This is a genomic window from Rothia sp. P100 (assembly GCF_023712425.1).
GTDB classification, from domain to species: Bacteria; Actinomycetota; Actinomycetes; order Actinomycetales; family Micrococcaceae; genus Rothia; species Rothia endophytica.
Map to the genome: position 1 here is coordinate 81,381 of NZ_JAMAYG010000001.1, position 24,621 is coordinate 106,001.

Below are 24,621 nucleotides of genomic sequence, written 5' to 3' on the forward strand. Positions count from 1 at the left end.
TGCCGCCTACCGGTGACCCGACCAATGCTGGTGGGTGCGGTAGGCGGCGTCCTGGCCACTGAAAAGCTATGAGTTCTTAGTCGTGCTTCTTAGCGGTGTTGAAGGTGGGCTTTACTGCCTTACGGGATTCGAGCACCTGGTCAACAATGCCAAACTCCTTAGCCCCCGAAGCCGTGAGGATGTGGTCGCGCTCAATAATCCTGTCGACCTCTTCAAAGGTCTTGTTAGAGTGCAGTGCAAGAGTTTCTGAAGTCCACTCACGCATGCGCATCACTTCATTGGCGTGAATTTCAATGTCAGACGCCTGGCCACCCTGCTGACCTGAAAGAGCAGGCTGGTGAATGAGCACGCGAGCGTTGGGAAGTGCCAGACGCTTGCCAGGGGTACCCGCAGCCAGCAGAACTGACGCCGCAGAAGCGGCCTGACCCAGGCAAACAGTCTGAATTTCAGGGCGGATGTACTGCATAGTGTCGTAAATAGCGGTCATCGCGGTGAAGGAACCACCGGGTGAGTTGATGTAAAGGGTGATGTCGCGATCAGGGTCCTGCGACTCCAGAACCAGCAGCTGGGCCATAATATCGTCAGCTGACGCGTCGTCCACCTGTACACCCAAGAAGATAATGCGGTCCTCAAACAGCTTAGCGTAGGGATCCTGGCGCTTGTAGCCGTAAGGGGTGCGCTCTTCAAAGTTAGGCAACACGTATCGGTCGGTGGGCATACCGGCAGGCGCGGTAGATGAGGGAAGGTGAATCATTGGTGTTCTCCTGAAAAAACTAAAGTTGCCGGTTACTGATCGGTGGCGCTGGTTGCGGGGCCGATGCGGTCAAGAATCTTGTCGAAGAAGCCGTATTCCAGGCCCTCTTCAGCGGTGAACCAGTTGTCGCGATCATTATCGCGCAGGATGGTCTCTAAGCTCTGACCGGTGCGCTCAGCGGTAATCTGGGAAAGGCGCTTCTTCATGTCAAGAATGAGCTGGGCCTGAGTGCGGATATCAGATGCTGTACCACCAATGCCGCCGGAGGGCTGGTGCATGAGAATGCGGGCGTTGGGGGTTGAGTAGCGCTTACCGGGAGCTCCTGCGGTCAGCAGGAACTGGCCCATGGAAGCAGCCATACCAGTGACAACGGTGACCACATCATTGGGAATCAGCTGCATGGTGTCGTAGATAGCCATGCCAGCGGTGACTGAACCACCGGGTGAGTTGATGTAAAGGTAAATATCAGCTTCGGGGTCTTCTGCCGAAAGCAAGAGAAGCTGTGAACAGATGCGGTTGGCATTATCGTCACGCACCTCTGATCCCAGCCAAATAATACGTTCCTTGAGCAAACGGTTGTAGACGTAGTCGTCCTGGCCGCCCATGGGGGTTTCCATCACCGGTACCTGCGTTGCTGCGGGAAGGTTGAATGACATAAAGTCAGCTCCTCAATCGGGTCAGGTGCCGGGTGGGCACCAAAGATTTTCTTGACATTCAGATTATCGCTAAAAACGCCGGCGCGAGGGGTAAAAGGGGCTCAGTTCGCTGATGGCATGTAGCGGTACCTTTTGTGACCGCTCTGGGCGAACAAACATACCCAGTGACACCCTGCGTCCCCTCTAGTGGTAGCAGGCGATGGGGCCGCTAGGGCCCTGGAGAACCTCGATTTCCGTGTTGAAGATTTCGGTCAGTAGCTCCGGTTGCATGATTTCTCCGACCGTGCCAAAAGCAGCTAGTTTGCCGTCCTTGATGGCGCAGATGTGGTCGGCGTAGCGGGCGGCAAAGTTAATATCGTGAAGTACCACGATAATGGTTCTGCCAAATTCACGGGCGGCTGCCTGCAGGTGCTTCATCATTTGCACTGAGTGCGAGATATCGAGGTTATTGAGCGGTTCATCCAGCAGTACGTATTCTGTTTCCTGGCAGAGCACCATGGCTACATAGGCACGTTGACGCTGACCTCCGGAGAGCTCTTCTAAGTAGCGGTGCTCTAGTTGAGTGAGGTTAAGGAAGTCGATGTAGCGGGAGATGATCTCTTCATCCTGCCGGGTCAGGCGCCCTTTGCTGTAGGGGAAGCGGCCAAACCCTACGAGCTGACGCACGGTGAGTTTTGTGACGTAGTGGTTTTCCTGGCGCAGGATGGAGAGAACCTTAGCCAGGTCTTTTGATTTAGTGGAGGCAATGTCAAAAGAGCCGACGGTGATGGTGCCGGTTTCAATATCGAGAAGGCGCCCCATCATGGTAAGAAGAGTGGATTTGCCCGCGCCGTTGGGGCCCACCAGGGCGGTGATGCCCCCGGCTGGGATGCTGAGATCAACGGGCCCGATACTGGTTTCTGATGAGTAGGATTTGGCGACCTGCTCGAGGGTGATCACAGTTTGCCCTTTCTGAGAATAATGATGAGGAAGGCGATACCGCCGACCAGTTCGATGATAATACCTACAACACCCTGAGCTGAGAAGATGTGGTTCATGATGAAGTAAGCAGCTGCCAGGGTGGCGAAGGCAAGCAGGATAGACATGGGGAAAAGATAACGGTGATCAAAGGTGTCTGCTGCCTGGTAGGTCATCGTAGCCACAAGGAAACCCAGGAATGTAAGGGGGCCAACGAGGGCTGTAGAAACTGCCATGAGCACAGAGACCAGGACAAGAACCACAATTGCTTGGCGGCGATAGGAAATCCCGAGATTGGTTGCCGCAGGGGCACCTAAACTGAGGGTATTGAGGGTGCGGGATTTTGCCCAGAGAATCAGGACGCTGACCAACACCAGTGGAACAGCGATGGGGTAATACTCGGGTTCAGCATTATTGACCGAAGCAAAGAGGCGGGCAGTGAGCACATCGAATTCGCTGGGGGTCAGCATTCGCTGCATGAAGGTTGATACCGAGCCAAGCCCGCCCCCAATAACAACTCCTACCAGAAGCATGACGTGCATATTGGCGTGTTTACCGGTCAGCAGCCAGGAGTAAATCAACAGGCTGAGGGCTACCATCATGATGGTTTGGAAGATGAAGGTGTCGAGCGTCCGAGCAGCAACCAGCCCTGTAACCCCTGCAAAATAGACGGTAGCTGTGTGAATAGCAGTGTAAAGAGCCTGGAAGCCCAAGATGCCTGGAGTAATGATGCGGTTGTTGGTCACCGTCTGAAAGGCAATGGTTGCTACTGCCTGGCAGACGGCGGCTATTCCCATCGCAATGAGTGCGTTGCCGCGGCGTTCGGCAATCAACCACCATTTCTGGCTCCCCGTTTCAAAAGGATTCTTATAGGCGAGTAAACCAAAGGCAGCTAGTACAGCAATGACCCCGAGTACGGCCAGAATAATCCAATAGCGGCGAGCTGCACCGAGGGTTCTGAAGGCACCAGCACTGCGGTAAGACTTTGGCGCTGATAAAGATCGGACGGGTAGTAGGCGGCGCGTGGCAGGTTTCTTATACACGTCGGCGTCCCCTCATAATCAGGAAGATAAAGACCAGAGCACCAACAATGCCCAAGATGACAGAGACAGGTATCTCGAAGGGTGCGATGATAAGACGGCCAATGAGATCACAGACAGTAACCACACCAACGCCCGTCAGTGCCACCCAGGGAAGGTTTGAGCGCAGATCATCTCCACGAAAGATGCTGACCATATTGGGCACGATCAGCCCGAGGAAAGGTAGAGAACCAACAACAACTGTCACCACTCCGGTGGCTACCGCAATAAGTACGGTACCAACCAGCATGATACGGGCGTAGTTGAGCCCAACGTTGGTGGCGAATTCTTCCCCTAGGCCGGCAGCCGTCAGCCGGTCCGCATACCAAAAGATAACCGCTACCACGGCAAGGACTACCCACAAGACCTCGTACTGACCGCGGATTACCGAGGTAAAGCTACCGGCGAACCAGACGCCCAGGTTCTGCAAAAGGTTGGTCTGCAAGGCAAAGAAGGTTGAAAACGAGCTGACCACCGCACCCAACATTATTCCCACAATCGGCACGATGAGAGAAGAACGTAGCGAAACCCTGCGTAGAAAGAGGAAGAAGACCATAGAACCAATAAAGGCAAAGAAAACCGCAGCCATCATCTGCTGTAACACCGTGGACGCCGGGAAGAAAAAGAGCATAAAAAGTAGCCCCAGCCCTGCCCATTCAGTGGTGCCCGTGGTAGTTGGCTCCACAAATTTATTTTGAGTGAGCATCTGCATGACCAGCCCGCTCATAGCCATAGCTGCTCCTGCCAGTACCAGCGCAATCGTGCGCGGTATACGGGTATTGGCAAACATCTGGGATCCATCAGACTTCCCAAAAATGTCATACTCCCCCGTTAGCAAGGAGACCGCGAGTAGAGCAAGAACGACCAGTAGGCCAATCAGCAGTTTAGTATCAAAAAGTGGCGCACGGGTGCTTTTAGCTCGGTTACTAGTTATCGTCGTCATAAATGCCTCAAGGAGTCACCCCGCACGCTCGGTGTGGGTGACTCCTTTTTCTTGGGTCTAGGGCTGAAACTGCCTACTAAGCCGCTTCAAACTTATCTGCGATATCGTTGAGAATCTCGGTGTAGGTGATGATTGATTCGTTGGTGTAGGTATCCTTAGGAGCGTACTGCAAATTGCCCTTGCTCACCGCTGTCACATTAGCAAGTGCTGCGTTGGCTGCAATCACATCGGCTGCAGGTTCTGCACTTTCGACGCTGCTCACCCCGGCGTCGCGGTCCAGCACGAGGAGCCAATCCGGGTTGGCCTCAGCGATTGCTTCAACAGATATGTCATCGCCCTGGTGGTTATCACTGGAATCATTTACTTCAAGAGCTGGCTTGAGGTCAAGGAGGTCAAAAATTGGGCCGTAGGTGCGGCCCTTACTGGGGGCGATGAAACCGATTTCTCCACCGGAAACATTAACTGCCATGACCGTTGATTCGCCGTCGTAAGCGTCCTTAGCGCGCTTGAGAGCGGCATCAAAATCAGCAATCAGCTGCTCAGCTTCAGTCTGCTTGCCAAAAACTTCACCCAGAGTAGTAACCTGACGCTTAAGTTCAGCCTCCAGAGGCTCACCCTCTCGAGGCTCTAGCTCAATAATAGCCGCCTGGGGGTTGAGAGTTTTGATCTCTTCGTAGTAGTCGGTAAAACGCTGACCGTTGATAATGAGATCCGGCTCTTCAGCAGCCAGCAATTCAAGATTGGGCTCGCGGTGAGTTCCGATATCAGTAATATCTGGGTTATTTTTATAGTTTTCAACCGTTGAAGGAATGAGGGGAACAGGGGCGGCTACAAGGTCAATACCCCAGGCATCAAGCACTTCGAAAGTCCTATTATCAGTGGAAGCCACTTTCTGCACGGGCTGAGAGACAGTCACCTCACCGTAATTGTCGGTAATCGTGATCTCCTGAGCGGTTTGAGCTGAAGAACTTGCAGAAGTGTCAGCCGATGATTCAGAAGAGGCAGTATTGGCGCCGCAGCCAGCCAGCGCCAGCGCTAGCACTGTGGTGACTGCAATGAGAGAGAAAGAGTTCTGCTTCACGTAGGTTTCCTTGTGGTGTTTTTATCAGGGCCAGGCCCACCCCGTCATCGAAGTAAGTCCCACCTAACCTTACAAGTAAGGTAAACCTATTTCAAACAAAAAGCCCTCTTTACGTCATATTTTTGTAACCTAATCAATTATCGCACCGATTTGATGAGAAAACGCCCCCACCCGATGTAGCGGTGGGGGCGTTTTCTCGTTAGCTTGAAACGCTAGGTGGGACTACTCAGCGGAAGCAGCCTCTTCGTTCTGACCCAGGAATGAGGTCAGGTCAACAGCTTTGCCGTCGGCGTCCTTAACCTCAGCCTTGGCGAGAACTGCAGCCAGAGCCTTTGAACGGCGAACCTCGCCGACAATCATGCCGGACTGACCGGAACCATCCAGCATCTGAGCGAACTGGTTGGGGTCCATACCGTACTGCTGTGACATGGTGATGATGTAGTCAATGAGTTCTGACTGCTCAACGGATACATCTTCCTTCTCAGCAATAGCATCAAGGATGATTTCGTTCTTGAAAGCCGCGATGGTGTTTTCGCGAACCTCAGCGCGGTGCTCTTCGCTGTCGTGGTCGTCCTCTGAACCGGGAGCGCTAAAGTGCTGCTCCACCTGCTCATCAATAACCTTCTCAGGCACGGGAATCTCAACAAGCTCAACCAGAGCTTCCAGAACCTTGTCGCGAGCCTCTGAGCCCTGCTCAGCAACCTTTGATTCTGCGGCCTGCTTAGCCAAGTCAGCCTTCAGCTCGTCGATAGTGTCGAACTCTGATGCCAACTGAGCGAAGTCGTCGTCTGCCTCGGGCAGTTCACGTTCCTTAACAGCGGAGACCTTAACCTTGACGGTTGCTTCCTCCCCGGCGTGCTCGCCGCCGGCCAGCTTGGTGGTGAAGGTAGCGTCTTCGTCAGCGGAGAGACCCAGAACAGCTTCATCCAGGCCATCTAGCATGGTGCCTGAGCCAACCTGGTAGGACAGGTCGTTAGCAGCGTCAACCTCTTCACCGTCGATTTCAGCAGCGATGTTGATGGTCAGGAAGTCATCGTTAGCGGCGGGACGCTCAACGGTCTTGAGGGTGCCGAAGCGACCGCGCAGGGCATCCAGTGCCTGCTTTTCGTCGTCCTCTGAAACCTCTACGTTTGCAACCTCAACCTTGATACCTTCATAGGAGGGGAGCTCAATTTCGGGGCGAACGGTGACCTCGATGGCTAGGTGGAGGTCAGCTTCGCGAGCATCCTCTTCAGGCTTGGAAATGATATCCAGCTCAGGCTGGGCCAAGGGGGTCAGTTCGTTCTCGGCCAGAGCCTGTGAGTAGTAGCTGTTCAGCGCCTCGTTCAGTGCGTTTTCAACGATGAAATCGAAGCCTGCACGCTGCTCGATGAGAGCCTTGGGGGTCTTGCCCTTACGGAAGCCGGGAACATTAATCTGTCCTGCCAGGGTCTTGTAAGCGCGGTCAAGGTAAGGCTTGAACTCAGCGAAGGGGACCTCGACCTCAATCTTTGCGAGGGTCGGGTTGATCTTCTCGACGGCAGTCTTCACGTCCGTTGATCTCCTGATAATTGATGGGACCACAGCTCGGGTTTGAGCGGTGATATATCTTGGTTTGCGGGAATAAAGCAAAAGACCCGCCGTTTCCGGCGGGTCTCGCGTTATTCACGTCGGGGTGACAGGATTCGAACCTGCGATCTCCTGCTCCCAAAGCAGGCGCGCTAGCCAAGCTACGCCACACCCCGTTTTGCACGGAAGCAAATACGAGTTTACCTGTTCACTGCAGTTTTACCTAACCCAGGTTTTGGTTATGCTCTCAGCGTGTCTTTCAACCGGTCAATCACACCCCCTAAAACAACATCATCAGCATTTGACATGTGTCCCAAATGCGTGTTTACTTGAACAAGTCCTTCGAGGATATAACTGAATATTCGGGGATGTAGCTTAATGGTAAAGCCTCAGTCTTCCAAACTGATTACGCGGGTTCGATTCCCGTCATCCCCTCCACCTAAGACCCGGTAGCTGTAACGCTCACCGGGTCTTTTCGCCTTGTAGAACAACGCAGTTGAGCGGTAGGCGAAGATGCACCCCTACAGCTAGAGGGGGCACCTAGTGGTTTCGGAAACGGCGCGGTACTTCTGCGGCACCCAAAGATAGCATCAGCCGGTTAGCCCAGTTAAAGAAGGCAGCAGCGTTAATGATGTCAATCATGTCGCCGGTCTCAAGCCCTAATGCCTTCAGCTGATGCACATGGCGCTGCCCGAAATCGATGGGGGTGCGAGTCAGTGCAACGGTAGTATCACGGATAGCATTCCAGGTATCTGACCCCAGATCAGCTCCAACACCCTGGTCCAGCAGCCGCTCTACGTCAGCAACCCTACCTGTTGATTCTTCGAGGGTACGAGCCGAATGAACAGAAGCGCAATAGATGCAACCGTTGAGCCGCGAAGCAACAGTCGCAGCAAGCTCCCGCTCAGCCCGCCCAATTCCGGTGTCAATGTTGTAAAAGATATCGAAGTCGGTCAAGGTTCGTGCTTTGAGCGCTTGAGGGTCCCTGGCTAATAGCCTGAAATAGGCTGATTTAGCGCGTTCCGGAAGAATCATGGCCTCCAGGTGCGCTTCCGTCAGTTCATCTTCGCCCAGGATTGGCACCCAGGGTTTCCAGCCCAATGAATGGTGTACAAAGTGGCTAGGTTCCACCAGATGGGGGTAGGTCAGCACCTCATACACTCCCCCAGTTAGTGCCGTGGGTGCGCTACCCTCATCACTGGCCACGGTAATAGCAGGTGCAGTGGAGGCAGGGGCCGGTAACGGTGCAGTCTCTCGCCCGTCCAGCACGACTAGCCCGTGCACCACTCGCAGCTGAAAGGCCAGAAAAGAAATCAACTGAGCCAGAGTAACGGTCTCGTCTTCAGTAAAAACCTTGGCCAAAGCCGCTAGCCGCTCCGGGGTGCTATCAACAGGGTGAAAGACGAGGAAGTGGGAGAAATCCAGTGCAGCGACGAGTCGCTGGCCCAGAGAATCGGCATGAGGTAGGGTTGCGGCTGAGAACCATCGTGCCTGCCCCTGCTCTGACGGTCCGCTACCCCAGGTGTCCAAACCGGCAGCTACAGCCTCAGCCACAGGTTGCATCAGGCCTGGGTTTTCATCGCCTAGAAGATCAAAATAAAATTCAGCTACTGGGGACCTGTGCAGACCAGCAACAAACGCTGCGACAGCGTAGCGTTCTGGCAACTCTCCCTCCAAAAGTACCTCAAAACTAAGTTGGGCATTGTCTTTTGCCTGGAGCCGATCATTGCGTTCAGCAAGGTCTGTGCCTGATAAGAAGTTAATAATATCCATTTTGTATCCTCTTAGCCGTTGCTTCTTAGAGCCCCAGGTTGTAGTTGCCGTGACGATAGCTAGCACCTGGAATTGCCCCGAGCAAGGTGCGGGTGAAGTCTGACTGAGGGTTGGTAAAGACGTGGGCGGTTTCTCCGTGCTCTACCTGCTGCCCCCGGCTCATCACCGTCACGGTATCCGATATTTGACGCACCACAGCTAAATCGTGGGAAATAAAGAGGTAGGTCAGTCCAAGCTCTTGCTGAAGCTTTTCAAGCAAGCGCAGGATTTGTGCCTGAACGGTTACATCCAGCGCTGAAACCGCTTCATCCAATACCACCACATCGGGTTCAAGAATAAGCGCTCTGGCAATTGCAACTCGCTGGCGTTGCCCACCTGAAAGTTCCCGCGGACGGCGATTGGCTAGCTCGGGGCTCAACGAGACAAGTTCTAGGTAGTCCTGAACCCTTTGTTGGATTTGCTTCTTCGTAAGATTAGTAAAATTCCCCAGCCCCTCGCCAATGGCCTTACCTATAGTCTGCCGCGGGTTCAGTGATGAGTAGGGGTTTTGGTATACCATCTGCACTTTTTGGCGGAGGGCACGAGAGGGCTTTAGCTTCACGCCATCCAGGGTAATCTGCCCTGAGGACGGTGTGAGCAAGCCAGCAATGGCTCGGCCCGCTGTCGTTTTACCCGAACCTGATTCCCCTACGATAGCGTGGGTGCTCCCCCGGGTAACCTCGAAGCTCAAACCTTCTAAAGCGGTAAAGTTGCCATAGACCTGCCCCAGATTTTCGACGCTGAGTATGATCTCCCCTTCTCTAGTAGAGGGTCTAAGAGGAGCCTGTGAGCCGGTGGCTAGTGAGGGAGCATCGGCAAGTAGCCGCTGGGTATAGGGCTGCCGCGGGTTGGCTAAGACATGAGCTGCAAGACCTTCTTCAACGACTGCTCCCTGTTGCATGACGACGATGCGGTGGGCTCTGTCCCCAGCAACCGCCAAATCATGGGTAATCAGTAGAATTCCGATGCCCAGCTCTTCACGCATCTGGTCTAGAAGATCAAGGATTACCTTCTGCACGGTCACATCGAGGGCACTGGTTGGTTCATCGGCGATCAACAGATCTGGCTCGAGAGCGAGTGCCGCTGCGATGAGGACGCGCTGGTTCATGCCACCCGATAACTCATGGGGGTACTGCTTGTAGCGTCTTTCGGGTTGATCAATACCCACTTTTTCAAGCAGTCTTAATACCTTAGATTTCACATCAGCATGGCCGTGAATTCTCAAACCTTCAGCCACAGATTCACCGATGGTTTTGGTGGGGTTGAGGGAGTTTGTTGGGTCTTGGGGAATCAGCCCTACCCTTTTCCCCCTCATAACAGGTGTCACGGGCTGGTCGATGAGTGTAATGGCACCTGCTGATACTGAAGCGTTATCTGGCAGCAAGCCGATGATTGCCAGGGCGCTGGTTGATTTACCGGAGCCAGATTCCCCCACAATCGCGGTGGTTTGGCCGCGTTCTACGGTCAGATTAATTCCGTGAACAGCCTGAACTGTACCCGATGAGGCGGTGTAGCTGACGTTGAGGTCGGTAACGTTGAGTAGGCTCATACTTGCCCCTCCTGATTAATGATGTGGCTGATATGGTTTGCAGCTAGCACAACGGCAACGATGACAGCACCGGGTAGCAGGGTCAGCCACCAGCTGGTGGCGAGGTAGGCGCGGGAGTCTGCAATGAGTAGCCCCCATTCCGGAGTGGGCGGCGGGGTGCCGTAGCCCAGAAACCCTAGAGTTGCCAGTTGAAGCAGGGCCGAGGCGAATTGCAGGGCAACCAGAGCCAGAACCGGGGTTAGGGAGTTGGGCAGGACATGTCTGATGAGGACGGCGGTGCGGGTGGAACCTACTCCATAGGCTGCTTCAACGTAGTCGCTTGAGACCACGGACAGCACCTGGGAGCGCACCAGCCGTGCGAACATTGCAATCGAGGTAACACCTACAGCGATGGCTGCGTTCATGGTGCCGAAACCGAGCAGGATGAGGACGGCAAGGCTCAGGAGCAAAGATGGGATGGAGAGCAGAACGTCGACTATTCGCATGATAATTGTCTCTGCTTTACCGCGTAAGGTGCCTGCAATGACACCAAGGGAGGTACCGATGATGAGGCCAACGAGGACGGCGACTAGAGCGCCTAGCAGTGAGTTGCGTGCTCCGTAGATCACCCTGGTATAGAGGTCTCTACCCACGGAGTCTGTGCCAAACCAGTGGGTGGCGCTGGGTGCTAGCAGGGCTCGATCATCACCGATAATGGGATCCCCCTGCGTAAAGAGGCCCGGGGCTAGTGACCACAGGATGGCTGTCGCCAAAATAAGGTAAGCAAGAAGTGCTGTGGGTTTGGTGTAGGCAGTTTTCATGAGTTTGCCTTCCTGCACAATCGGGGGTCGAGGACCGGGTAGAGCAGATCGACGATGAGATTAATGATGATGTAGGCGGTAGCTGCGGTGACAACTACTGCGAGCAGGACAGGGGTGTCTCGGTTAGCAACAGCTTGCACGGTAAGGTTTCCTAGCCCGGCGCGTCCAAAGACGGCTTCAGTGACCACGGCCCCGCTGACCAGTTCGCCAAAAAGAACCCCGGCGATGGTGATAGCGGGCATCATGGCATTGCGCAGCACATTGTGGAAGAAGATCCACCGTTCGCTAGCTCCCCTGGCTCGGATAACCTGCACGAAGGGTTGGGTGTACACTTCATCGATGCTGCGGACCAGCACTTGCGCAAGCGGGGCTGAGATGGGAACGGCTAGGGTGAGCACGGGCAGAATAAGGTCCTGTAGGTTGCTTGCACCGTAGACAGGTACCCAGCCGAGCTGGAAGGAGATCATCTGAATGAGCACGATACCGATGAGGAAACTGGGGATTGAACTCATGAAGGCCGGAAGTGCTCTGACCGTGCGCCTGAGCCAGCCCTGTCCAGGCAACGTCGAGGCAAATGCAATGCAAAAAGCTAGCACTATGGACGCAGCGAAGGCTAAGAAAGCCAGAGTTAGGGTACCTGGCAGCGCTGATTTCATCAGATTGCTGACTGCGGTGCCTGAATTAACAGAGTATCCAAAGTTACCCGTCAAAAAATTGGCTAGCGTCATAAAGTACTGAATAATCAGGGGCTGATCTAGGCCGTAGGATTCCCTAATCTGGGAAACTTCAGCCTCTGACAAACCCAGTTCAGGGTTGGAGTAACGGGTAGTGACCGCATCTCCGGGTAATGCTGTGAGCAGGATGAAGGCAAGGGTGAATGCTGCCAGCAAAACCAGTATCGCTTGCCCTACCCTCAGTAATACTTGTGTGCTTTTCATTGGTTTTTAGCTTTCAATTCTTACGCTGTAAAAAGAGGGGCGGCCGATGGGGTCAGTCATGAAATCTTTGACCGCGGGTTGAAGACCGAAAACCTGGGGTTCTTCGAAGATAGGGATGCTGTACGCCTTATCGATGAGCAGCTGCTGTATCTTGGCTGAGTTGGCGGCTCTTTCTTCGTCGCTGGCAGCCTGGGCTACGGCAAAAGTGAGGTCTTCAAGTTCTTGATCCCCGATGGTCTGCGTATCTGGGTTGAGGTTGAGCAGGGTGTCCCGGTTTTCTGAGCAGTACTGGCTTTTGATGACGTCGTAATCCGCGCGTCCTACCATGGATGAGTTGATCTGGATGATGTTGTGATCCAGAGTCGCTGCACTTTGGGCTGACCTGTCACCGGGGAAGATGTTGATTTCTATGCCTATCCGCCGCAACTGTTCTTGAATGACCGTTGATTGCTCCCTATTGCGGGGCTGGACGGGGCTCCAATTGACGGTGAGAGACAGTCTGTTGCCGCCCTTGGTGCGGATGCCGTCCTCTCCAGGTACCCACCCGGCGTCATCCAGTAGCCGCTGGGCCTCGGTAGGGTCATAACGGTAGGCCTCGCTGTGATCCACATAGCCCAGCGCGGTGGACGCCAGCGGGCCAGTCGCCAGCTTGTAGCGGGGCGAGAAGAGGGTGGTGAGTATGTGCTGGCGGTCAATTCCATAGCCGATGGCACGGCGCACCCGAATGTCAGAAAGTAGCGGGTGCTGAAACCGCAGGTCCCAGGAGTTATTGACGCCGTTGGTTGCTGCCGCCACGATTTTCAGCCCCTGGTCAAGCAGGTGGTCTTCGACAGGCGCCTCAATCTGCCGGGCAATATCGGCCTGGTTAGCTATAAGGGCACCAACCCGCACCGAGTCTTCACTCGCAAGGGCAATGGTGATCCGGTCTAGATTAGCTCTGCCTTGATGCTCAAGGATAGGCGGTGCCCAGGCGTAATCGCCCCGTGCTTCTAGAACCAGTTCGGTACCAAGCTTTTCACCCGTGATGACAAAGGGGCCAGATGCAATAATCTCCGTAGCATTTCCCGGCCCGAACCCAGTGTTATCTAGCTCCAAAGTAGCGTCAGACAGTAGCCCTGCGTTCATAGAGCTAGTTGCTTGCGGAAAACCTAGGGCAGGTTTTTCAAAGTAGAACTTGACGGTATAGTCATCGAGCACTTCACTGCGGAGGTAACCCGTAATTTGTTCAGAAACTGTGAGTTTTCGGTTCTTATCCCCCAGGCCAAACAGGTCAAAGTTACGAGCAACGTTGCGGGCATCGAGTCTGCTTCCATCAGAGTGGGTCACTCCCCGGCGCAGCCTGAACGTGAATTCGGTGCCGTCCTGGTTGATTTCGGGTAGTTCTTCAGCAATCCAGGGGTGTAGTTGCTTGGTTTCAGGGTGCTGATAGAGCAGCCGGTCCGCGATATTATTCATGACCCCACCATTAGGGTAGAAGCCAACCGACGGCGGGTAGAGGGAGGTGAAAAAGGCAGATTCGAGGTAGGTTAAGGAGGTGTCAGAAACAGGTTCAGAACCGTCAGCTGCGCAGCCGGCAGCCCCTAAAATGCCACCTGCTGATACAAGGGTTACAAATTGTCGCCGGGTAAAAGCCACGGGTGATTTCCTTCAATATTGGCCAGAGTTGCGAACTATTACGCCCCTCTAACGAGTGTGGTATCGCGGTGATAGGTTGGGTGAGCGGTCACCGTTTCGTCATGAAAAATTAACGTTAGTCATCAGAATTCAAAGGAATCAATGTGGACGTAGTAAACGTAACAATTGTGGGAATGGGGCCCCGTGGCATCTCGGTTATTGAACGACTGGGAGCGGCGGGAGTCACTTCAAAGGTTGTGCTGCACTGCGTCGATTCTGCCCAACTTGGTGCTGGAGCCGTCTGGAAAACGGACCAAACCCGCACTCTGTGCATGAACACCCTAGCTGGTGCCGTTACCCTCTTCACCGAGCCAGGTGCCAGCATCAGCGGACCAGTCCAACCTGGCCCGACGATGTACGAGTGGATTCAAGAACTGAGGGAAGATGGGGACTCCCCCGCCTATCCTCTCTACGATTCCTACCCAGCTCATGCTCAAGCTGTGGCTTTTAGCTCTGACCTTCCTGATTTGCTCGCTAGCTTTGAGGATGAGCTGGCCATCACCCGGCCTGAATCAAACCCTTCACGGGCTCTCTACGGAGCCTACCTTCAATGGTGTTTTGAAATCGCTCTTGACAGGTTGCCCTCAAATGTAGAGGTCATCAAACACCGAACACGAGCGGTTTCACTGACCGAAGTCCAGGGGCGGGACAGAGTAGAGCTGGCCGACGGGTCCGTTATTCTCTCCGATGCCACCGTTCTAGCCCTGGGATGGGTAACCCCCTCAGCCACGGCTGAAGAAACCGTCTTTGCCGCGGCTTCCCTCCCCTGGGTCAAACCTGCTAACCCTCTGGAACAGGACCTCTCCGCCCTTCCCCCAGCTTCGAGCGGAAAGAAGGTTCTGGTGCGTGGGATGGGAATGGGCTTTTTTGATGTTCTAGCTCTCAGCAGCATCGACCGAGGCGGGCAGTTTATCGCAGATTCAACAGCTCGCGGCGGCCTGCGCTTCCTGCCTTCAGGTCTGGAACCTGCCCTGCTGGTCACTTCTGGCAGAGGTTACCCCTTCTTACCCAAATCAGAGTACGCCGGTTTGCCCCCGGTGGCCTCAACTCCCGCATTTGATGCTGTTTTTGAGCAACTGGAAGGTGCAGATACCATCTGCTTTTTGGAGGAGGTGTACCCTTCAATTCTTCACGACGCCCTGGCACAAGATCCAGAATTTGATATCGATTACTGGTTCAACCCCCTGGCAGGTTTTACCGGAAACCCTGATCAACTGACTGCCTTTATTGCTGACTCACTGGCCAACGATATTCGTCAAGCCGAACAGGCTGCGTCCAGTCCCCTCAAAAACGCCCTCTGGGTTATTTCGTCAGTGAGAAAACGTGTTTCCATGCTGGGTGCAGGTGGACGCTACTCCGATCAAGCCGAAGTTTCCCGCTTCATGAAGATGGGGCAAATGGTGGGTTCTGGGCCGCCGGCGTTCCGCAGCCGTCAGCTACTAGCTCTGGTGGACGCTGGCCTCATCACCTTCCTCGGAGCCAGGCCCCAGATTACTGTTCAATCTGATCACTGGGTGGTTACTTCTCCCACGACAGAGCAGATTCCAGTCAGCGGGGATGTACTGGTTGATGCTTGGATGCACACGCCTAATGCACTGCGCACCGATGACCCTTTGCTCGCTTCACTTTCGCCCAGAATGCGCGCTTTTGCTGGTACAGGCTCCCCTGAAACAGACCCCGCCACACGTTTACTGGTTAACCCTGCTGGTGAGCTTGATCCGCGCATCCTGCTCATCGGAATACCTACCGGCGGCCAGCATCCGGATACAACGATTTCCCCCATGCCTGGCACGGATCCTCTCTTTCTGCAAGAAACTGATAAGGCAGCCCAAAGCATCCTCAAGATTATTGGTGAGCAAGAGCAGGGTTAGGGGTAAACCTCGAACTCTACAGAGTTAAGGAAAAGGATAGACTGTTGCTCATTAGGCATACCATCCAGCAAAGGTTTCCCATGCCGCACCTGAAGCAACGTCTACCTTTCCTAGCACTTATTTCCCTACTGCTCTTTGGCTGCTCCCAGGCTCCTCAGAGCGAGGTAACAGAATCAGCCACCTCATCTCCCAGCCAGACCCGTAACACCACAGCTACCCCCACTCCCACGGTCGCAGAGACCTCCGAAGCAGAACACGGTGAGCAGACAAGCATTAAGACTCCCTCACCTACGGCGGACCCTACCGCCCCTACCCAAGATGGCTACACCATTGACCCTGCCAGTATCGCCACCACCGAGCTCGTCACGGGCGACCCTGTTTCAACGGACACTTACATTTACGCTGAAGCCGATCAGCCAGCACTTGTCTTTCAAACAACTGACCCTCAGGTTGCCTGCCTTATGCAACCCTACGGGGTCTTCTGCATGACTGATGATTCACTGAACTGGGTCTTACTCAGTGTTTCCATGAAACCCGGGGATGAAGCCCCGCGCTCTATCCAGGCTCAGGGGCGAGCAGCTACCCACCCCTGGTTCAACACTGAAAACGTTCTGCCCGAGGGGCAGTCTTTGAGCTGGATGGGTATGACCTGCACCAGTACCGGGGCGATGAGTGTGCAGTGTCACGATGGCATGCGCGGCTTCAACCTCAGTGATGCGAACGGGCGATAAGCCAGCGTTATGGCTGTAGACCTGCTCCTTTAGACTTGGCAGCCGGGGCACCAGTAGAGTTTGCGGGCCGCGATTTCTTGCCGTCGAATAGTCGCACCGCAGCGAGGGCAAGCTTGACCCTGGCGCTGGTAGACGTAGTTAGCGTGCTCAGGCCAGGCGGCCTCTTCACTGACACCAGGGCGGTCCTTCGCTTCAGTGGTGATGATTCTGCCCACTCGCACACCAATCTCAAGAAGGTGCCGGTTATCAAGCCAGAGGGCTTCAAGCTCATCAGTTGAACATTCCTTACCCGGTTTAAAAGGATCAACCTTACATCGATAAAGGGACTCAGCTCTGAAGATATTGCCTACCCCTGAAATAGCTTTCTGGTCCATGAGCACCACGCCGATGGGGCGGGAGGTTTTGGCAGCTGCAGCATAAAAGAGGTGCGGGTCAGCGTCTTGGTTAAGAGGGTCAGGTCCCAGTTTGCTCCGTACCTGGCGCACCTCATTATGAGTGAGCGTCCGGCAGACCGTTGGCCCCACCACATCAGCCCACCCGTGGTCGCTGACAAACCTGGCACGGGTAGTTGGTCGAGGTTCAGGTGGTTGTGCGCTAAACTCATCGGCCTGGTGGATTTCTTTCTCACCAATTTTGCGTGGTGCCCCAATCGAGGAGGCCCCTGTAAAGAACTCATCGCCGCCGAAGCTAAAAGCGCCGTAGATCCCCAGGTGAACGTTGAGGTAAAGCTCGTTGTCAAAGCCCACAAAAAGGTGCTTCCCGTGGGCAAAGGCATGTGTGATACGGTGCCCATCTAGTAACTGGGCACCCTCAGCAAACCTGCCCTGAGGGCTGCTCACCGCGACGCTCTGCCCCGCAAAAACATCATTGAATTGGCGGGCCAAACGATGGATAGAGTGCCCCTCAGGCATATTTGGATTCCCCTCGAGCTCTAGCGGTTGATGATTTTACCGGCAATGTCGCCAGTTGCCTCAAACTCCAACATCTGGTTAATGCGGCGAGCATGACGTTCTTCGTTGGTCCATTCGGTAGTGAGGAAGGTCTTGATAATCTCAAGAGCCTCTTCCTTGGTGTGCTGACGGCCGCCCACAGCAACCACCTGAGCATTATTATGTTCACGGGCCAGTGCAGCGGTGTCATGGTTCCATGCCAGCGCAGCCCTGATTCCCTGCACCTTGTTAGCAGCCATCTGCTCACCATTGCCCGAGCCTCCCAGTACGATACCTAGAGAGTTCCGACCAGCGTCGCGGTCTGCCTTGACCGCCAGAGCTGCATTGATGCAAAAACTGGGGTAGTCGTCCAGAGCATCGTATTCTTCGGGACCGTGATCAATCATGTCGTAGCCAGCAGCTGATAGTTCCTTGATGAGGAAGTGGCTCAATTCAAGACCAGCATGGTCTGTTGCAATGTGAACGCGCATGGTGTTCTCCGTTCAGATGGTTTGGCTAACAAGCGACCTGCCTGCACTGGCGTGAAGTTATGTAATTCACAGACCAGCACCTAAAATGATGGTTAATGCAGAGCAGATGGCATCTCCCTTGATTCTAAATCACCTGCCTATTTGCTGCGTAGTCGCGCTGCTTCATCAGCGTCATTATTTTGTTGAACTATTCACATCTAAAGGATTTCCATGCCAGGAATGAACCTCACCCGCATCGAAGCGCAAGAACGCGCAACGGTCATCACCCGTGTCGATTCCTACCGGATTGAGCTGGACCTCACCCGCGGCGAGAGGGTTTTTGGGTGTAAAACCCAAATCAATTTTGATGCCGTGGCCGGGGGCGAAACGTTCATCGACGCCATTACGGACGCGGTGCACACCATCGAACTCAACGGCGAGCAGCTACCGTTAGACCTAGCTGATGGCGTGCGTATTGGTTTACCCAATCTCTCCGAAAAAAACGTCCTAGTCATTGAAGCAGATATGCTCTACACCAACACCGGTGAGGGCTTACACCGATTTGTTGACCCCGTGGACGGTGAGGTCTACCTCTACTCGCAGTTTGAGGTGCCCGATTCCCGCCGTGTGTACCCCGTTTTTGAGCAGCCTGATCTTAAGGCTGAATTTGAATTTGTGGTCACTGCCCCGGCCCACTGGGTAGTTGTCTCTAACCAGCCTGAGATGAACGTGATAGACGCTGGGGAAACCAAGACCTGGAACTTTAAACCCACCCCTCGCATGTCCTCCTACATCACCGCCATTATCGCGGGACCCTACGATTCGGTGCACTCATCTTTGACCAATAGTGAGGGCCGCGAGATTAAGCTGGGTTGCTATGCCCGCAAGTCACTCATGGAGTACCTGGACCACGAAGATATCTTTGAGCTCACCCGCCAGGGCTTCGAGTTCTTTGAAGATCAGTTCTCTACCCCCTACCCCTTTGAGAAGTACGACCAGCTCTTTGTGCCTGAATTCAACGCTGGTGCCATGGAAAACGCTGGTGCTGTCACTTTCTTGGAGAACTACATTTTCCGTTCAAAGGTGACTGAAGCGGTAGTGGAGCGCCGCGCCATAACCGTGCTCCATGAACTGGCCCATATGTGGTTTGGTGACCTTGTCACCATGAAGTGGTGGAATGACCTGTGGCTCAATGAATCTTTCGCTGAGTTCATGTCTACCCTGGCAGCAGCAGAGAACACCCGTTTCGCATCTGAAGCGTGGGCTACCTTCTCTGCCTCAGAGAAAACCTGGGCCTATAACCAGGATCAGCTCTCATCCACTCACCCCATTGTTGCCCCCATCCGTGACCTGCAGGATGTCCAGGTCAATTTCGATGGAATCACTTACGCCAAGGGGGCCTCTGTGCTACGCCAGCTGGTTGCCTGGGTAGGTCAAGATAACTTCATGGCTGGGCTCAAGGTCTACTTTGAGAAGCACAGCTGGGGTAACACCGTTCTCGATGATCTTCTGGTTGAACTTGAGGCTGCCTCTGGTCGTGATGTTCAAGCATGGAGCTCCCTCTGGCTTGAGACGGCTGGGGTTAATACCCTGACCACCGAGGTAGCAGAGGCCAGCGACGGAACCATCGAAAAGCTCGTGATCCATCAGAGCTACGCTAAGGGCTACGAGACCCTCCGCCCCCACCGTCTGGTGGTTGGCTTTTACCGTCTCGAAAACGATGCGCTGGTACGCACTGACCGCATCGAGCTAGATGTTGATGGAAAGACCACCGAAGTTGCGCAGGCTGCCGGGCTGCAGCGTCCTGATTTGATTTTGGTTAATGATGAGGATTTGGCCTACGCCAAGATTCGTTTAGATGATCGTTCACGGGAAACCGCTGTGCAGCACCTTGGCGCTATTGATTCACCGCTGGCTCGTGGGGTGGTGTGGGGCTCACTGTGGGATACGGTGCGGGACGCAGAAATGCCTGCCCGCCAGTTCGTTAATCTGGTGCTCAATAATATTGCTGAAGAGACCAACTCCACCGCTGTTCGCGTGCAGTTGCTCAACCTCGAACATGCACTCAAGGCTTTCTTGGCGCCCTCCCACGCAGAGGAGATCCGCGCACTGGCGGCTAACCGCATGTGGCAGATTGCTCAAGCGGCAGAGGCAGGTTCTGACCATCAGTTCCAGTTTGTGACCAGCTTTGCCCGCCTAGCCCACACCGATTTGCAGCTCGATGCTATTGAGGCTCTGTTGACCGGCGATAAAACTCTTGAGGGGCTAGAGATTGATACTGACCTCAGCTGGGTTCTCTTAGGTTCACTGGCAGCTGGAGGACGCCGCACTGCAACTGATATTGACGCCGCCCTTGCCGAGGACAACACGTCAAACGGCCAGCAGGCTGCCGCAGCTGCACAGGCAGCGATACCAACTGCCGAAGCCAAAGCTGAGACCTGGCGGGCAGTAGTTGAAACCGGTGAACTGTCTAATATTGTGCAGCGCTCTGCCATCTCGGGCTTTTATCGCGGTTCACGTGACCTAGCTGAGGACTACGTTGAGAAGTATTTTGCAGCTGTTGAAGGGGTGTGGCGCGAGCGCTCCCACGAGGTTTCAACCCAGATTGTCACGGGTCTCTTCCCCAAGGTCTATACCCAACAACTCCTGGCACGGGCTGAAGCCTACCTCGCCCAGCTCCCCGAGGACGCGGCGTCTTTGCACCGTCAAATCTCTGAGTGCCGCGACGCACTCGCTCGAGCGCTCAAGGTACAGTCAGCTGATATCTAAACAGCGTGTCTGAGGAAGGGGGCAGGGTTTCGTTGCTGAAGCCCTGCCCCTGGTTTTTGGTCTGTCGGTAGACTGGAACTATGAACAACCTACCCAACCCCGCTCTTAGCCTGGGCACCAACAATCAACCTGCCGCCCAACACCCTGTTCCTGAAACCAACCAAAATTCCTTTTACTACCAGGTAGGTGGCAGACCTGTCTTTGAGAAGCTTTGCCGCGAGTTTTATTCTCAAGTGGCAGCTGACCCCGAGTTCAAAGCCATGTACCCGGAAGAAGATTTAGCTCCGGCAGAACGTCGTCTCTTCATGTTCTTGGAACAGTACTGGGGTGGGCCTAAGGACTACCAGGCAGAACGTGGGCACCCCCGCCTGCGCATGCGACACGCTCCTTTTTATGTTGGCCCCAAGGAGCGGGACACCTGGCTCCGCTATATGCGCACCGCCCTGGACACGCTGAACCTCTCACCCCTGCACGACGCAGAGATGTGGGACTACTTTGAACGTTCAGCGCACGCTATGCAGAACCGCGCTCAATAAAAGTACCCGGTCAAACGTTATTTGGTGCGCACCAGCACATGCCCAGCTTTACCCGAGACACGTGCCCAGTCACCGTTCGTGAAGACGAGCAAGGGCTCGGTGGCACGCGGTGGTAAAAAGCCAAGAACTTCAAGGGCGAAGGCCACCCCAATAGGCAGGGGCACACTGGCATCCGGGGCTTCAAGTGAGGACGCCCAGATACGGGACCTCACCGTGGTGACCACGGCGTGACCGGGGTTTTCGGGAAGAGCCTTATCAACCGCCTCAATGCCCGCACGTGCAGCTGACCGGGCATCGTCCGACAGGTAGAAGCCCGCCCTTTGCCAGCCACCGGTGGGGGGCGCTATGCCTGCCCACGGCGCCGTGGCAGTCACCGGCGGCACCATCAGTTTAAAACCTGTTTCTTCAATCCGGGCGAGCCTGTCTAAGAGGGCTGCTGCCGGAGCGGTGACATCAAGGTCAGACCTCTTCCCCAAGCTGATCGCTCGAAGCCCTAGCACCGTGGGTGTTTCATTATCAAAAAGGTCAGCTGGTGCTAACGTGCAGACATAAACGCCTAAGACGCCCCCCTTGCCCTGCAAACGCACAACGGCCTGCGGATCAACCGACTTAGCTCGCGTGATAAAAGTAGCTAGATCCCTGGCAGTCTTGGCATCGGGGAGCTGAAAATAGGCTGAATCTGCAGTCGTGGGCTCAAGCCCCAAGGCGGTTTGATCATTCATTGATATTTCTCTCTTATCGTCAGCTAGCGTAGAAGTTACCCACACAACCCTATACGAGATATGAGAAAGTAGTTTCTATGAGTGAAGAAAAGAACAGTGCAGAAACCTACCGCCTCGATCAGTTATCGCCCACCCAGAAACTGGTGCAGATGCTCTCCCCCGTTCCAGGTATAGCCCGTGCACACGAACAGGTATTTAGTGCCGTGACGCTAACCCGCGAAACTCCTCGTATCTTTGGCGGTCAGGTACTGGCACAAGCCATCGTGAGCGCAGCACACACGGTGGAGAACAAGCAGATTCACTCACTGCACGGTTACTTTTTACGCCCCGGTAATGTGGACGATCCGCTCTCTTACGGCGTCGAGAGCCTCAACGAAGCTCGTTCCTTCGCTACCCGCCGTGTGCAGGCCTACCAAAATGGGGCACCCATTTTCTCGGCTATTACCTCTTTCCAGTCTGAGGCGAGAGGGCCTGAGCACAGCTCAGATTTCCCTATGAATGTGCCTGACCCAGAATTACTGCCTACCGCCGCAGATTTGCTGGGCCATATCGATCTGCCGATGGCACAAAAAGTGGCTTATACGCGCCCCTTTGATGTGCGCCATATAGCCACCCCGCTTTACACATCCCCAGCTACTTCCCCCACCCCCACCAACATGGTGTGGTTCAAAACCTTCGAGCCTCTCCCCGATGATCCCACCCTTCATCAGGCAGCACTTGCTTATGCCTCCGACTACACCCAGTTAGAGCCGGTGTTGCGCAACCACGGGAAAAGCTGGCTTGAGCCCGGCATGAAGGTGGCCTCGCTGGACCATGCCATGTGGTTCCACCGCCCGGCTCGCGCCGACCGGTGGCTCCTCCTTGTGCAGGAATCCCCCAGCGCCCAGCACGCCCGCGGCTTGTCTATCGGTAAAATCTTCACGGCCTCAGGCAAGCACGTGGCAACGGTAGCTCAGGAGGCCATGCTGAGGTTGCCCGAATACCGCTCATCAAATAGTTCATCATGAATTGTAGAACTGCTTAAACTAAGAACCCGCCCCTCCATGAGTTAGGAAAGGGCGGGTTACTTTAGGGTCACATTTAGCGCGTGAGCTTACGGTGAACAACGCGGTGCGGCTTAGCGGCATCGGGGCCCAGACGCTCTACCTTGTTCTTCTCGTAGGACTCGAAGTTACCCTCGAACCAGTACCAGTTATCGGGCTGACCCTCGGTGCCTTCCCAGGCCAGGATGTGGGTAGCTACTCTGTCGAGGAACCAACGATCGTGGGAGACCACGACAGCACAGCCGGGGAATTCCAGTAGCGCATTTTCCAGGGAGGTCAGAGTTTCGACGTCCAGGTCGTTGGTGGGTTCGTCGAGGAGCAGAAGGTTGCCACCCTGCTTGAGGGTCAGTGCAAGGTTCAGGCGGTTACGCTCACCACCGGAGAGCACACCGGCCTTCTTCTGCTGGTCCGGGCCCTTGAAACCAAAAGCTGAGACGTAGGCACGCGAAGGCATTTCTACCTGGCCAACCTGGATGTAATCCAGACCTTCAGAGACGACCTCCCACAACGACTTTTCAGGGTCAATGTTGGCGCGGTTCTGGTCAACGTAAGAGATTTTGACGGTTTCGCCTACCTTGAGCTTGCCGCCGTCCAGAGGTTCAAGACCAACAATGGTCTTAAAGAGGGTTGATTTACCCACACCGTTGGGGCCAATGACACCCACAATGCCGTTGCGGGGCAGAGAGAAGGACAGGCCGTTAATCAGGGAGCGGCCGTCGAAGCCCTTTTGCAGATTTTCGGCTTCGATAACAACGTTACCCAGGCGAGGTCCGGGCGGAATCTGAATTTCTTCGAAGTCCAGCTTGCGGGTCTTCTCAGCTTCAGCTGCCATTTCTTCGTAGCGTGCCAGACGAGCCTTTGACTTAGCCTGGCGGCCCTTGGTGTTGGAGCGTACCCACTCAAGTTCGTCTTCAAGACGCTTAGCGAGTTTGGCGTCCTTCTTACCCTGAACGGCAAGGCGAGCGCGCTTCTTCTCCAGGTAGGTGGAGTAGTTGCCTTCGTAGGGGTAGAGGTTACCGCGGTCAATTTCAGCGATCCACTCGGCAACGTGGTCTAGGAAGTAGCGGTCGTGGGTAATCGCGATGACGGCACCTTCATAGGACTTCAGGTGCTGCTCTAGCCAGAGCACGGACTCAGCATCCAGGTGGTTAGTAGGCTCATCGAGTAAAAGCAGGTCAGGCTTCTGCAGCAGCAGCTTGCAGAGTGCCACACGGCGGCGCTCACCACCGGAAAGGTGGCTCACGGGTGAGTCGCCGGGAGGACAACGCAGGGCATCCATTGCCTGCTCTAGCTGGGAATCGATATCCCAGGCGTTAGCAGCGTCAATAGCTTCCTGAAGCTTACCCATTTCTTCCATGAGCGCATCGAAGTCAGCGTCTGGGTTAGCCATCTCTTCTGAGATTTCGTTGTAGCGAACAATCTTTTCGTAGATTTCGCCTACGCCTTCCTGGACGTTGCCCAGGACGGTCTTTTCTTCGTTGAGCGGGGGCTCCTGCATGAGGATGCCCACGGTGTAACCGTCAGAGAGTCGTGCTTCGCCGTTGGAGGGAGTGTCGATTCCCGCCATAATTTTCAAGATGGTGGATTTACCGGCGCCGTTAGGGCCGACCATACCGATCTTTGCACCGGGGAAGAACGACATTGATACGTCGTTAAGAATGACCTTATCGCCCACAGTTTTGCGGGCTTTGGTCATGGTGTAAATAAATTCAGCCATGGGTTTAAGCCTACCGTGTGCGGTCAAATTACGCAGTTTTCA

21 protein-coding genes and 2 tRNA genes are annotated in these 24,621 nt (G+C 54.8%); 6 read left to right on the plus strand and 17 right to left on the minus strand.

The features are described 5' to 3' along the window. Positions 1-76 precede the first annotated feature (76 nt). The 8 genes from M3668_RS00400 to M3668_RS00435 form a co-directional block, all read right to left on the minus strand. Positions 77-754, minus strand: coding sequence for an ATP-dependent Clp protease proteolytic subunit (locus tag M3668_RS00400; protein WP_251378868.1), 678 nt, complete (start codon positions 752-754; stop codon positions 77-79). Positions 755-786: 32 nt separating this feature from the next. Continuing rightward, on the minus strand, positions 787-1,410 hold the full coding sequence (locus M3668_RS00405; protein ID WP_285835620.1) for an ATP-dependent Clp protease proteolytic subunit: 624 nt from the start codon (positions 1,408-1,410) through the stop codon (positions 787-789). 183 nt (positions 1,411-1,593) lie between these two features. Continuing rightward, positions 1,594-2,349 (minus strand): iron ABC transporter ATP-binding protein, encoded by a 756-nt coding sequence (locus tag M3668_RS00410; protein WP_251378869.1) that lies wholly within the window; start codon positions 2,347-2,349, stop codon positions 1,594-1,596. Continuing rightward, entirely contained in the window at positions 2,346-3,410 is a 1,065-nt protein-coding gene (locus M3668_RS00415; RefSeq protein ID WP_251378870.1) for an iron chelate uptake ABC transporter family permease subunit, read from the minus strand. The genes M3668_RS00410 and M3668_RS00415 overlap by 4 nt, the downstream gene beginning before the upstream one ends. Beyond that, positions 3,403-4,389 carry an ABC transporter permease gene (locus M3668_RS00420; protein ID WP_251378871.1) on the minus strand — a complete coding sequence of 329 codons (987 nt, stop codon included), beginning with the start codon at positions 4,387-4,389 and terminating at the stop codon, positions 3,403-3,405. Before M3668_RS00420 ends, M3668_RS00415 begins: the two co-directional genes overlap by 8 nt. Before the next feature lie 76 nt (positions 4,390-4,465). Next, the gene (locus tag M3668_RS00425) at positions 4,466-5,470 is read right to left on the minus strand and encodes a siderophore ABC transporter substrate-binding protein (RefSeq protein WP_251378872.1); all 1,005 of its coding nucleotides are present in this window, start codon (positions 5,468-5,470) and stop codon (positions 4,466-4,468) included. 222 nt (positions 5,471-5,692) lie between these two features. Continuing rightward, on the minus strand, positions 5,693-7,000 hold the full coding sequence (gene tig, locus M3668_RS00430) for a trigger factor (protein WP_251378873.1): 1,308 nt from the start codon (positions 6,998-7,000) through the stop codon (positions 5,693-5,695). Between the two features lie 119 nt (positions 7,001-7,119). After that, a tRNA-Pro gene (locus tag M3668_RS00435) sits at positions 7,120-7,194 on the minus strand. Between the two features lie 188 nt (positions 7,195-7,382). Here M3668_RS00435 and M3668_RS00440 point away from each other — a divergent pair. After that, a tRNA-Gly gene (locus M3668_RS00440) sits at positions 7,383-7,456 on the plus strand. 102 nt (positions 7,457-7,558) lie between these two features. Here M3668_RS00440 and M3668_RS00445 read toward each other — a convergent pair. Genes M3668_RS00445 through M3668_RS00465 form a run of 5 tightly spaced genes read right to left on the minus strand, consistent with a single transcriptional unit; the run spans position 7,559 to position 13,752 of the window. After that, on the minus strand, positions 7,559-8,791 hold the full coding sequence (locus M3668_RS00445; protein ID WP_251378874.1) for an alkylhydroperoxidase domain protein: 1,233 nt from the start codon (positions 8,789-8,791) through the stop codon (positions 7,559-7,561). Between the two features lie 25 nt (positions 8,792-8,816). Beyond that, positions 8,817-10,379 (minus strand): dipeptide ABC transporter ATP-binding protein, encoded by a 1,563-nt coding sequence (locus M3668_RS00450; protein ID WP_251378875.1) that lies wholly within the window; start codon positions 10,377-10,379, stop codon positions 8,817-8,819. Next, positions 10,376-11,179 (minus strand): ABC transporter permease, encoded by an 804-nt coding sequence (locus tag M3668_RS00455; RefSeq protein WP_251378876.1) that lies wholly within the window; start codon positions 11,177-11,179, stop codon positions 10,376-10,378. The genes M3668_RS00450 and M3668_RS00455 overlap by 4 nt, the downstream gene beginning before the upstream one ends. Next, a complete protein-coding gene (locus M3668_RS00460) occupies positions 11,176-12,117 on the minus strand; it encodes an ABC transporter permease (RefSeq protein WP_251378877.1) in 942 nt (313 codons plus the stop codon). The genes M3668_RS00455 and M3668_RS00460 overlap by 4 nt, the downstream gene beginning before the upstream one ends. Positions 12,118-12,123: 6 nt before the next feature. Next, entirely contained in the window at positions 12,124-13,752 is a 1,629-nt protein-coding gene (locus M3668_RS00465) for a TIGR04028 family ABC transporter substrate-binding protein (protein ID WP_251378878.1), read from the minus strand. Between the two features lie 143 nt (positions 13,753-13,895). On the opposite strand from M3668_RS00465, the gene M3668_RS00470 reads away from it, so the two are divergent. Further along, the gene (locus M3668_RS00470) at positions 13,896-15,662 is read left to right on the plus strand and encodes an FAD/NAD(P)-binding protein (protein WP_251378879.1); all 1,767 of its coding nucleotides are present in this window, start codon (positions 13,896-13,898) and stop codon (positions 15,660-15,662) included. Positions 15,663-15,742: 80 nt separating this feature from the next. Further along, positions 15,743-16,393, plus strand: coding sequence for a hypothetical protein (locus M3668_RS00475; protein WP_251378880.1), 651 nt, complete (start codon positions 15,743-15,745; stop codon positions 16,391-16,393). A 29-nt stretch (positions 16,394-16,422) separates the two neighbouring features. Here M3668_RS00475 and M3668_RS00480 read toward each other — a convergent pair whose 3' ends face one another. Then, positions 16,423-17,304 carry an Fpg/Nei family DNA glycosylase gene (locus tag M3668_RS00480; RefSeq protein ID WP_251378881.1) on the minus strand — a complete coding sequence of 294 codons (882 nt, stop codon included), beginning with the start codon at positions 17,302-17,304 and terminating at the stop codon, positions 16,423-16,425. 20 nt (positions 17,305-17,324) lie between these two features. Then, complete coding sequence (locus M3668_RS00485; RefSeq protein WP_251378882.1) at positions 17,325-17,813, minus strand: ribose-5-phosphate isomerase; 489 nt, start codon at positions 17,811-17,813, stop codon at positions 17,325-17,327. Positions 17,814-18,023: 210 nt separating this feature from the next. Here M3668_RS00485 and pepN point away from each other — a divergent pair, with 210 nt between their 5' ends. Both pepN and M3668_RS00495 read left to right on the plus strand, forming a co-directional pair. Continuing rightward, positions 18,024-20,561 (plus strand): aminopeptidase N, encoded by a 2,538-nt coding sequence (pepN, locus tag M3668_RS00490; protein ID WP_251378883.1) that lies wholly within the window; start codon positions 18,024-18,026, stop codon positions 20,559-20,561. Between the two features lie 80 nt (positions 20,562-20,641). Further along, the gene (locus M3668_RS00495) at positions 20,642-21,097 is read left to right on the plus strand and encodes a globin (protein WP_251378884.1); all 456 of its coding nucleotides are present in this window, start codon (positions 20,642-20,644) and stop codon (positions 21,095-21,097) included. A gap of 17 nt (positions 21,098-21,114) precedes the next feature. Here M3668_RS00495 and M3668_RS00500 read toward each other — a convergent pair whose 3' ends face one another. After that, on the minus strand, positions 21,115-21,819 hold the full coding sequence (locus tag M3668_RS00500) for a DUF8185 domain-containing protein (RefSeq protein WP_251378885.1): 705 nt from the start codon (positions 21,817-21,819) through the stop codon (positions 21,115-21,117). 77 nt (positions 21,820-21,896) lie between these two features. Here M3668_RS00500 and M3668_RS00505 point away from each other — a divergent pair, with 77 nt between their 5' ends. Continuing rightward, positions 21,897-22,826 carry an acyl-CoA thioesterase gene (locus tag M3668_RS00505; RefSeq protein WP_251378886.1) on the plus strand — a complete coding sequence of 310 codons (930 nt, stop codon included), beginning with the start codon at positions 21,897-21,899 and terminating at the stop codon, positions 22,824-22,826. A 73-nt stretch (positions 22,827-22,899) separates the two neighbouring features. Here M3668_RS00505 and ettA read toward each other — a convergent pair whose 3' ends face one another. Then, positions 22,900-24,579 carry an energy-dependent translational throttle protein EttA gene (gene ettA, locus M3668_RS00510; protein WP_251378887.1) on the minus strand — a complete coding sequence of 560 codons (1,680 nt, stop codon included), beginning with the start codon at positions 24,577-24,579 and terminating at the stop codon, positions 22,900-22,902. Between the last annotated feature and the right edge of the window lie 42 nt (positions 24,580-24,621).

Coding starts and splice junctions, on each gene's coding strand:
- M3668_RS00400 (WP_251378868.1), bottom strand. CDS start 754: ATGATTCACCTTCCCTCATCTACCGCGCCTGCCGGTATGCCCACCGAC.
- M3668_RS00405 (WP_285835620.1), bottom strand. CDS start 1,410: ATGTCATTCAACCTTCCCGCAGCAACGCAGGTACCGGTGATGGAAACC.
- M3668_RS00420 (WP_251378871.1), bottom strand. CDS start 4,389: ATGACGACGATAACTAGTAACCGAGCTAAAAGCACCCGTGCGCCACTT.
- M3668_RS00445 (WP_251378874.1), bottom strand. CDS start 8,791: ATGGATATTATTAACTTCTTATCAGGCACAGACCTTGCTGAACGCAAT.
- M3668_RS00450 (WP_251378875.1), bottom strand. CDS start 10,379: ATGAGCCTACTCAACGTTACCGACCTCAACGTCAGCTACACCGCCTCA.
- M3668_RS00455 (WP_251378876.1), bottom strand. CDS start 11,179: ATGAAAACTGCCTACACCAAACCCACAGCACTTCTTGCTTACCTTATT.
- M3668_RS00460 (WP_251378877.1), bottom strand. CDS start 12,117: ATGAAAAGCACACAAGTATTACTGAGGGTAGGGCAAGCGATACTGGTT.
- M3668_RS00475 (WP_251378880.1), top strand. CDS start 15,743: ATGCCGCACCTGAAGCAACGTCTACCTTTCCTAGCACTTATTTCCCTA.
- M3668_RS00480 (WP_251378881.1), bottom strand. CDS start 17,304: ATGCCTGAGGGGCACTCTATCCATCGTTTGGCCCGCCAATTCAATGAT.
- M3668_RS00485 (WP_251378882.1), bottom strand. CDS start 17,813: ATGCGCGTTCACATTGCAACAGACCATGCTGGTCTTGAATTGAGCCAC.
- pepN (WP_251378883.1), top strand. CDS start 18,024: ATGCCAGGAATGAACCTCACCCGCATCGAAGCGCAAGAACGCGCAACG.
- M3668_RS00495 (WP_251378884.1), top strand. CDS start 20,642: ATGAACAACCTACCCAACCCCGCTCTTAGCCTGGGCACCAACAATCAA.
- M3668_RS00500 (WP_251378885.1), bottom strand. CDS start 21,819: ATGAATGATCAAACCGCCTTGGGGCTTGAGCCCACGACTGCAGATTCA.
- M3668_RS00505 (WP_251378886.1), top strand. CDS start 21,897: ATGAGTGAAGAAAAGAACAGTGCAGAAACCTACCGCCTCGATCAGTTA.
- ettA (WP_251378887.1), bottom strand. CDS start 24,579: ATGGCTGAATTTATTTACACCATGACCAAAGCCCGCAAAACTGTGGGC.